5 protein-coding genes are annotated in these 9451 nt (G+C 35.7%); 1 reads left to right on the top strand and 4 read right to left on the bottom strand.

Annotated elements, in window-relative coordinates; all coding sequences use genetic code 11:
• Positions 1 to 177, top strand: a complete 177-nt coding sequence (locus CLV33_RS17860; RefSeq protein ID WP_105474916.1) for an integrase core domain-containing protein — start codon at positions 1 to 3, stop codon at positions 175 to 177.
• A gap of 333 nt (positions 178 to 510) precedes the next feature.
• On the opposite strand, the gene CLV33_RS17200 is transcribed toward CLV33_RS17860, so the two are convergent.
• Genes CLV33_RS17200 through CLV33_RS17215 form a run of 4 tightly spaced genes read right to left on the bottom strand, consistent with a single transcriptional unit; the run spans position 511 to position 9096 of the window.
• Positions 511 to 957: a hypothetical protein gene (locus CLV33_RS17200; RefSeq protein WP_105474917.1), complete on the bottom strand. Its 447-nt coding sequence runs from the start codon at positions 955 to 957 to the stop codon at positions 511 to 513.
• Positions 958 to 965: 8 nt separating this feature from the next.
• A complete protein-coding gene (locus tag CLV33_RS17205) occupies positions 966 to 5210 on the bottom strand; it encodes a DUF6443 domain-containing protein (RefSeq protein WP_105474918.1) in 4245 nt (1414 codons plus the stop codon).
• An 11-nt stretch (positions 5211 to 5221) separates the two neighbouring features.
• Complete coding sequence (locus tag CLV33_RS17210) at positions 5222 to 5647, bottom strand: hypothetical protein (protein WP_146109774.1); 426 nt, start codon at positions 5645 to 5647, stop codon at positions 5222 to 5224.
• Between the two features lie 11 nt (positions 5648 to 5658).
• The gene (locus tag CLV33_RS17215) at positions 5659 to 9096 is read right to left on the bottom strand and encodes an RHS repeat domain-containing protein (protein ID WP_105474920.1); all 3438 of its coding nucleotides are present in this window, start codon (positions 9094 to 9096) and stop codon (positions 5659 to 5661) included.
• Positions 9097 to 9451 lie beyond the last annotated feature (355 nt).

Here is a 9451-nt window from a genome sequence, read left to right on the forward strand (position 1 = left end):
ATGATTGAGGCATTTAACAAAGTGTTGAAATACCAATTTTTACACCCAAAGTCTATTAACTCTGGAAAACAACTTAAAATAGTGCTTGGTGTGTGCATACAGATTTATAACCATGAAAGACCACAATGGAACTTGGGTGGAAATACTCCAAATGAAACATTTCTGGGGTTCCAATAAATAAGAGTGCTTACACTACTGGTCTTAAAACTCAACAATCGCATAGAATTACTCAAAATAAAGTATCTGTCTGTAAAACATGCTTGTAAATAGTTAATTATTACAGAAACGGAAAGCAGCTTAAAACTTTCCTTTTGAGAAAAATAATTTTATAAATAGATTTTAACACACTTAAATATAAGTAGTTCATTTTCAAATGATTCCCTTATATGGGACAAGTTATTTTAAAATGACCTTGGGAATAGCACCTGTAAAGCTTAAATCTATTGCATAAAAAAACCACAACTTTTACATTGTGGTTCTGTATTTCCATTCTTGCTTGTTAGTTTGAAGTTACAAATTTTGAAGAGCGGGTTGACTAATACTATATCTGATTTCTCCGTAATCTGTTATTAGTATATAGTAGTCTTCTATACATAAAAGTATAATTTCATCAGTAGTATCATACCAAATATCATCCCAATATTTAGAAACTTCATCATACTTAAAAACATCTATTGGTTTTTCAAAATCCCAAATAATATATACAATAGAACTACTAGAAACTTTTAAATTTAAAACATTAAAAATTTCTTCCAATATGTTTGTAGACTCAACATTAATACTATTTGATTCCAATTCCTTCCAAAACAGAGACAAAGTCAAGGGTAAATGATTATTAAAACGATTTTCATTTTTAATACGATTAACGATTCTTTTTGTTTCAAAATCACTTAATTCTAAAAATATTAAATCTTTTTTATACTCTTTTTTGAAATTTTCTAATTTAAATTCATCCATTATTTAATTTATTCTTTGATTGGTACAGCTCCGCTTACTCCACCTTTCCCTCTTTTCCCATTTGTATAATCCCAATAATTCACATGTGGATATTCTTCTGCTGACCCAGGTTTTGCATTAGGGTGAGCAGGGTCTAATCTATAACCCTTTTTTGAATCCCCTCTTTGTGGACTACCAAACTTACCATTGCTTTTTGGAAGAGTTTCTGTTTTATCTAATCCAATTTTAGACTTAGCATCCGTTACTGCATCTTTAGTAGAACTTAGTGAACCTTTGTTCTTTCCTTTAGTGGAAGCTTTTTTAAGTTTTTTATAAGCTTTTTTAGGATTTACAATAATGGCTAATACTGTTGCGACAGCTGGATTCACTCCTAATTTTGCACTTCCCGCTGTAATTAACTTATCTGCCATTTCTGAACCAACATCTAAGATACTCATGGCTTCGACGGTATCACTAGAGCCTCTTTTGAGAGTTACTCTACTCCCAGGAGACTTAAACTCTATGTCTTGTACACAACTACTACATTCTGTTTCTGAAGATTCAACCTCGTATGTGTCAGTTGAAGTAACATTACCATTTTCATCAACATTATTCACATAATCGGTAGTATCTCCCCCTTTATTACTTTTCCAAACTAAATCCCCATTTGCTAACTTATCCCACTCATCAGTAGGAGCCATTCCATCAGGGTCTATAAAGTAGATAGGATTGTTAAAAGCATAATTATAAGGAGAGAACCTACGCATCTTTTCTGCTAATGGGTCAATATTCATCCAACGCCCTAAGCTAGCATCATAATTTCTTGCTCCAAAATCATACCAATCTAACCCAAGTTCATCATTCATTTCCTTACCACCAAACTTATACTTAAGTGCTATGTTGGTAGAAGTTACGTTTGTATTGTAACCTTTATGACGTAACCCAAAAGGATAGTAGTTGTTTTCCTCTAATATTTCAGATGTTGCTATAAAGCCATCGCCATTGGCATCCTTATAACTTAACCTTACATTACCCAAATGGTCTTTATATTGGTATGCATAGCTAAAGCTACTACCATTAACATCCACATACCCTTCAGGGTGGTTAAAGAATTTCAAAGAACCATCTTGGTACACATAATTACCTGCATACTCCGTTATTGCGCCAGTACTAACCGTTTTTTTAAGTTTTACACCAGTTGCATCGTAAATATAAGAAATATTTCCACCACTTAGCGGTACATTTGTAGGTAAATTTAAATGGTTATATGTTATATTCGATGAAATACCCTTGTTGTAATCTCGAAGCATGTTGCCATTTGAGTCGTAGGTATATTCCGTTAATGACGTTGAGCCATTTACAAAGCCATAAGTGGAATTGCCTCCTGTAAGTTCCTGGACGTTTTGTAATTGATTGCTAGATGGATAATAGTTATAATCCAATTTATCCATTACGCCATAGTTTGTAACTACGCCACTGCCATTAATATTGGTATGCCCTCTTCTTTCCAAAAAGGTGATGTTCCCGTTTTTATCATAATCTACATCTGTTAGGTTATAATTACTGGAGTTTGCCACTCCACTTTTAATTCTATTCAGGGCATCATAGGCATATCTGTACCAACGTAGGCTATTATCATTGGCTGTTTTCCACTCGGTCTCGGCAATGTTACCGTTATAAAGTTCTGTGCCACCATGATCTTTGGTATTATAGTTTATGCCAAAGCTAAACAAATCTGTACCTAAGTTATAAGGGTTGTTTATTTGTTTTAGCCAGCCCCTGATGTTATATTTATAGTCTACATCCTGCAATCTGTTTGCATTTGTACTGCTTCCGCCAACGCCTTTACTTTCCAATTGCCCCAATTCATCGTAGTGGTTTTCTGAGATAACCTCTAGCGCATTGGTATCGTTTAGCTCTTGGGTTTGTTTTGTAAATCTACCCATGTGGTCGTAAAAAAACAAATCTTCGGTATCAATAGTAATCTCTTTATCAATCATCCTTAAGTTTTTAATTTTGTTTTGATAATTATGGATAGAACCATCTCCTATAAGTGTACCTGAAGAACTGATAGCTGATGTATAAAAAACTACTCCATTTTTTTTGTAGTAAATAGTTGAGCCTATTCGCTCTACCCTAAACTGATCACCCCTTTTATAAGTTCCAAAAATACCTTTATAACTGCCTGATTCATAAATGTAATAATAACCGTTACTGTTGTTGTATATTGCAAAATCTATAGTGTTATAACTTGCGCTTGAATTATCTGATGACAAACCTAACATAAGCCGTTGATAATTTTTCTCCACTGTAAATTCTATATAGCCATCTCCAGAAAAACTACCATTGGTAGCGATTCCTCCATTCCAAGCATTGGAATTTGTGGTTTTTGTTATTTCGTTTCCATTTACTGAAACATAAACCAAATCTTTAAATCCGTCTTGCATTCCTCTGTCGTGCGAGGTTTCGGTTTTCTCTACTGCACCTGTAAAATCTAATTTGCTTTTTACAATATCCGTCGTTTCTAAATACTGGTTGTCGCTCTTTACGTAAATGGGGCGTCCTTTTATATCGTATCCCGTTATGGTAGTGATCCATTTTACCGGATTGGAATCCAACACACGCACTTTACTTCCTGTTGCCAGCCCCTTGGTTAGCTTTTGGGTGCCACTTGCATTATTGTAATTAATAACCGTTTGCCCATCTATGGCTGTTGGCATTATTGTAAAACCATCAAAAGTGTAGTTGTCGTAGTAGTTGATGGTTAAAATTTCAATGGCTGTTTCAGCAATATATATTGTATTTGTGAAGCATTTAGGGTAGTAAATATTTATTCCATTAATATCAATAGAAGAACTTAATTTATTTGTAAACTGTAAATAACTTCCTGTGTTTATATGGTTTTGCATAGTGCTTCTAGCCCAACTAGGACGGTATACTTTTCCTGTATAAGAAACTCTTCCAAAAGAATCATAAGCCGTAAATAGCCACTTGCCCTGTGCTCTTAAATTAGCATCTTGGGTTATTATGGGCTGATCGAGTTCATTGTACATGATATATTCTCGCCCTTTTCCTGGTATTTGTTTTTCAACTAATCTATTTCTGCTGTCATATTCATATTGATAACAAAGTTCTGAAAGCTCGGTCGAGGATACCCCATTAGAGGTATCTACCTTTGGCGGAATTACATAGGTCAAGTTTCCATAATCATCATATACGTAATAGGTATCATGTGCGGTTGCAGAACTACCGACCAAAGCGTATGTTCTCTTTAAGACAACTCGACCTTGTTTGTCCTTAAACTCCTCTGTTGTATGCAGTTTGCTGGCAGTGCCATCATGGTTTTCATCTTTGGTTATCGTCTTATAAAGCGTATGTATGGTATAGTAGCCATTATCCACAAGACTGGGACTGTAAACTTTAATATTACTGCTTGTAGATTCCGTAATGTTGACCTTGTATTTTCTAACTTCTGTGCCGCCTGTATTGGTTTGGTAGCCAAATTCAATCTCATGTCCACTACCCAGTTTCCAGTCCTCTCCGGGTGCCGCCTGTTTTTGTACCCTGCTAAGCGGTGAGGCTTCCAGTTCCTTTTGGGAATAAGGATTTGGTGATAAGGCGTTGATATCACCAGGGAATTTCGAGGTATAGTAACTGGTTACAATGCTCGCTGCATCTGTTCTGTAAATACCATCCGTAGATGCTTCTGCATAAGGCAGGTACCCCTTGTCCTGTCTGCCATAATCATCGTATTCTATATGTGTAACAATATCCTCGCTGTTGCCCCCAGCACGTATGCCTATATTTTGTATGGGGCGTCCTAAGCCATCAAAATATGAGACGGACTCTATTTTTTCATCATTTAGCACACTGCCTGTTGTAGTGGGCACCCTATATGTAGAGTTTTTGATGTAGTTTTGATCTGTTGGGTTACTTGGCGGAGGAGAACTTCCTTGTATCGTGACATTTAAAGTTCCCTTAACAGTACTCTTATTCTTAAACGTTACCGATCCTGCGCCAGGACCTCCCCATTGCACGTCCACATAATAGTTTGTGCCACTGCTTCCCGAAAGCACTTCTGTGCCACCAACAATCAACCAGTTTGGGGCTTTTTGAATCAAAGCATTGTTGAACTGATACCTGTGTGTACTTAAAGCCTGTACGTTCTGGAGCCCTACTTGGGCGCTTAGTGTGCAAAATTGCCCCATAGTTATAATCAAAGCTATGGTGTAAACTACTTTTTTATCTAAAATTTTACTTATTGCTTGTATCATGGTATGGAGATTTATTGGTAGGTAACAGAGTTGATGTTGAAAATATATTCATCATGCTTTTCCTCACTGATATGAATAGTAAGTTTTGCTATAATACCCGAAGCCCCTTCCGTTAGGGACAGTTCACAGCTTAGTCCCTCCCAATCCAATTCATAGTTCAAAGCACCTGTCGAAGCAGCTTGATCCCAATTCCCTGTCGTGTTGGTTATATTAAAGACTGTAGTATCTGAGTTGCCATTATTTTCTTGAAACCAAACTATGGTTCCCGATGATTTGGTAATCGTAGAAGTAATTGGAACGGATTCTCCAAAAATGGCCAATCCATCGCTTGTGAGAACAAAACCCATGTTCTGCTCTTGCGCAAAGTTGCTGGTAAAACTAAACGTAATTAATATTAGAATAAACAGTTTTACTATTGGTTTATATAAGTTTTTCATAATTATGGTTGTTAGTTTTGAGCCGCGTAATAGTATTCATTTTCACTAAGGATATTTCCGTTTGCGTCCTTTACCCTTATCAATCGGTTAAACCCATCGTACTCATAATAACTGGTATAGCCCTTAGGGTCCGTAATACTTGTTAAGCCAATCAATGGGTCATAAGTGTAGGTGGTTACCATAGCGTTAGGCAATGAATTTCTCAGATTATTTAATGCAGTACGAAGGCTGCCTTCATTACCAGAAGTACCAATAGTCCTGTCATCATCAGAATTGGATAAGGCCTGCAAGCTTGTAACTTGACCTGAAACTTGTGAATACGTGCCGTTCTCTATCTTTGCAATTGGCAGGGTCTTATCATAACCGTATATATACGTTATGTCAGTGCCTTCCGTTTTTGAAACTTGTAGAAGGTTGCCATCAGCATCATAATCTTTAAATTCTATTCTATCTTCTGCTGAATTGGAACCCTTTCCTGTTTTTATGAGTGAAGGTTCTAAAATATGGCTATCGCTGATATCCCATGCATAAACAGTTTCTGTAGTATTTAACAATTCTGAACTGTCAGCTATACCATTAGTATTAGTGTCTTTATACTTTTTAACCAATAAAGGAACTACTCTATGTTGTTCTACAAGAGCTGTATCGGGAATACTACTATAATCAAGGTTTCCATTAGCATCTCTTGGGTGTATGTCATATGAAGTCACCAAATCTTGTGGATACGTAAACGTTTGTATTATAGGTTTTTCATCACTTGAAACAGATTTCACCAATGCAGGCTGGTAATGTTTTTGGTAGTTAAACTCTGTTTCTGTTTGGGTAACAAGCGTTGGGTTCTCATTGTCATCGTAAAGCGTTTCTACGATTTTAACATTACCGAGAGTCCCCCCTGTAAAATGATATATTTTGTAGTCATAATCATGTACATCGGGAGTCTCATACGCATGTCTTAAATTTATAAAAGGTAGCCTGTATGATGTGTTGGTCTTATTGTAGAGAAGCCCTTCACTACTTAGATCAGTTCCTGGCACCCAAGGATCATTATGCAAAAGAGGTAAGACCTTAGTGACTGGGGTAAATATCTGAGGCAAAAGGTATTGATCAGCATGCAGGTATTCATTATATGTATTTTTCAATAATCTATATGACCCGTTGGTTTCTAATTTATAATGCTTTATATAGATTGGCAAACCTCTTAACCACTCATTATCTGTTGGCGGTGTTATGGGGTAGTTCATAAAACCACCAGAATCCTTGTTTAACATGAACTCATATTCAGTTTTACCATGGTTATTAGTACTACTACCATAATATTCAGTTACTTTCTTGTAACCAATAGTGTTTCCTTGATATGTTTTAAATGGACTGCCAGGAAATGCGCCTCGGGGTTGAAAAACAGTAAGGTTTAAATTAGTATTTGGTTCTAGAGCACCAAAAAATGGTAAACTCAAAATAACGCCTGATTCGCTCCCGTCGGGATGTTTATAATCATAAGCTTTTTCAGAGACTAGCGTATAGTTTGAATCATAAAACTGAATTTTCTTAATTCGCTTACCAGCAGCATACAGGTAACCACTGGAAAATAGTTCGTCTTCCCAAGACAAACCAACCATGAATAAAGGAGCGTTTAGTGGGCTAGGGTCCCAATTAAGTGTATGGTGTGGATCAAACACCAACTTATAATCACCTGACTCTACATAGAACTCTTGATAACCAGAAAAAATGTAGCTATAGCTAAATGGATTTCCATTAATACCAATAAGGTCTATGCTAAACATGCAATCATTCTGTATGGGGTTGCCACATGCCCAATTTTGGTTTACACCATTTACCACCGGTAAGCTGACATCAATTTTTAAAGGCCCCGAAATATTAGAAATCTCAATGTTTTTCTCGTATTTACCATTGTTATAGAAGGCATGATCAAAATGAGACAACGCTGCGCTTTTAGGTTCAACGGAATTTACATCAGGAATTAATATATGATTAAATTCATCCCCCAAATGCCCTATGTTATGTTCGAAAATGAATTTAGTGAAACCTCCTGTAGGGTATTTAACTTGCTCTAGCATACCTGCCATGGATTTTTCTATATCTACTTGCCTACTTACTTGATTGTACGGACCAAAGAATTTTAAGTACTGACCGTTAGGTTTTCCATTGTAGAACCCCCATAAATCTTGAGAATTTGAAAACCGGTGTGGTAGAGCCTGGTCATTATAAGTAAAAACATAAGCAGGCTTCTTTGTATTGTTTTTTCCAACTTCTACAATAGAGTCTAAGAAAATACGCTTTGCAGCTTGACTCTCAAATGAAATTAATTGACTATGCTGATTGTTATCTGTTACTGTAGCTGGATAGCTGTGATATAAATTAAAAGTTTTTATTGAGCTTAGGTTATTGTCGTATATTTTAATGAAGTCCAATTCTTTACCTCCGTTTAGGTCTTGACGGTCGTCATTAGCTTCCAAGATAATTTTTCCTTGTTTATGAATAATTTCCTTGAGTTGATATTGGTGACTTTCTATTTTTGAAGTATAGTTAGTATACGTGCCATTATTTTCTTTTTTATCATACGATCTACTATGAAAAATCGATGTTTCTTCCTGGTATACAAAGCTTACCAGTTCACTATTGGGGCTTTCTACATCCATTAGTTGCCAAGAATTAAAATTTAAATAAAAAGGGCTCGATGTAAGATTATAGGAGCTGTTTGAGGGAAACGTATAGTTACCTATGTTTTTATCCCAATTACGTGCCTCTCTTAAGCCATCCTTTGAAACGCCAAAATAGTACTTATACCCATCTTTATCAGTAACAACAAAACTTAGAATTAGATTGGTTCCAAATGGCGCTTGAGTAATATTACCCATATTATATTGAATATGAATGTCACTAAAATTTTGGACGAGAGGTTCATCATTGACATAACTAAATATAAACTTAGCTGAAAGCGAACCTGCACTTATATTGAATTGATCAGGAAATCTATCAGGTGGGGTAGATGCATATGCATCAGCAGTTTCATAATTAGTTCTTACAGTTTTATTTGTGAAAAAAGATCCACTTGCCAGAGCGTCCATAAGAATATTGCCTCTATTTATATAACCACCATCTCCATCATCAGGTTTATCTCTGGTTTGTCTGCTTATACTTCCACCTGCATTTAACGCCCAACCAATACCTGCTCTGGATGCAATTTCTTCTACTTTAATACCTCTGGCATGATAACTTAAACTTACTGGAAATGATTTTTCTCCTACACTAAACGAGGTAAATGGAACTGAGATATTTGGCAAACCTGTGTAGTGGGATATTGGAACTTCACTAAACTTTCCAAAAGAAGCTACTTCTGGGGATGGTGGGATTATCTCAGGTAAATCTTGTGCACTAGCCACTCTTACTGTTGAAGCAAGAAATATTAATATTAAAAAACGTGTGTTCATAAGTCCATTATTTATGGTTGTAATGTGCTTATAAAATTAGAGATGATGTTTGAGTTTTAGGAAAGCTAATCTTTCAGAATCAGTAAGCAAAAAGCTTTTTTATAGTAAGGTTTTTGCTTAAAAAAGACTCAATGATTTGACCCTAAAAAGCTTTATGCGAATTTGCTATATTAAGCTAAAAGTCTAATAACGCATAACAGACATAATCAGGTGCATCCATCTCTTCATCTGATAAATATCATTTTTGTTTGGGTTATAGATTTTTAAAACTGATGACGGTGCAAAACATTACATCCATATCTTAATGGACCATTTTTCGAAAAAAGTTCTGGGGTATAGTATTGAAAAGAGCAGC

The sequence above is a fragment of the Jejuia pallidilutea genome (assembly GCF_002973595.1).
In the GTDB taxonomy this organism is placed as follows: domain Bacteria; phylum Bacteroidota; class Bacteroidia; order Flavobacteriales; family Flavobacteriaceae; genus Jejuia; species Jejuia pallidilutea.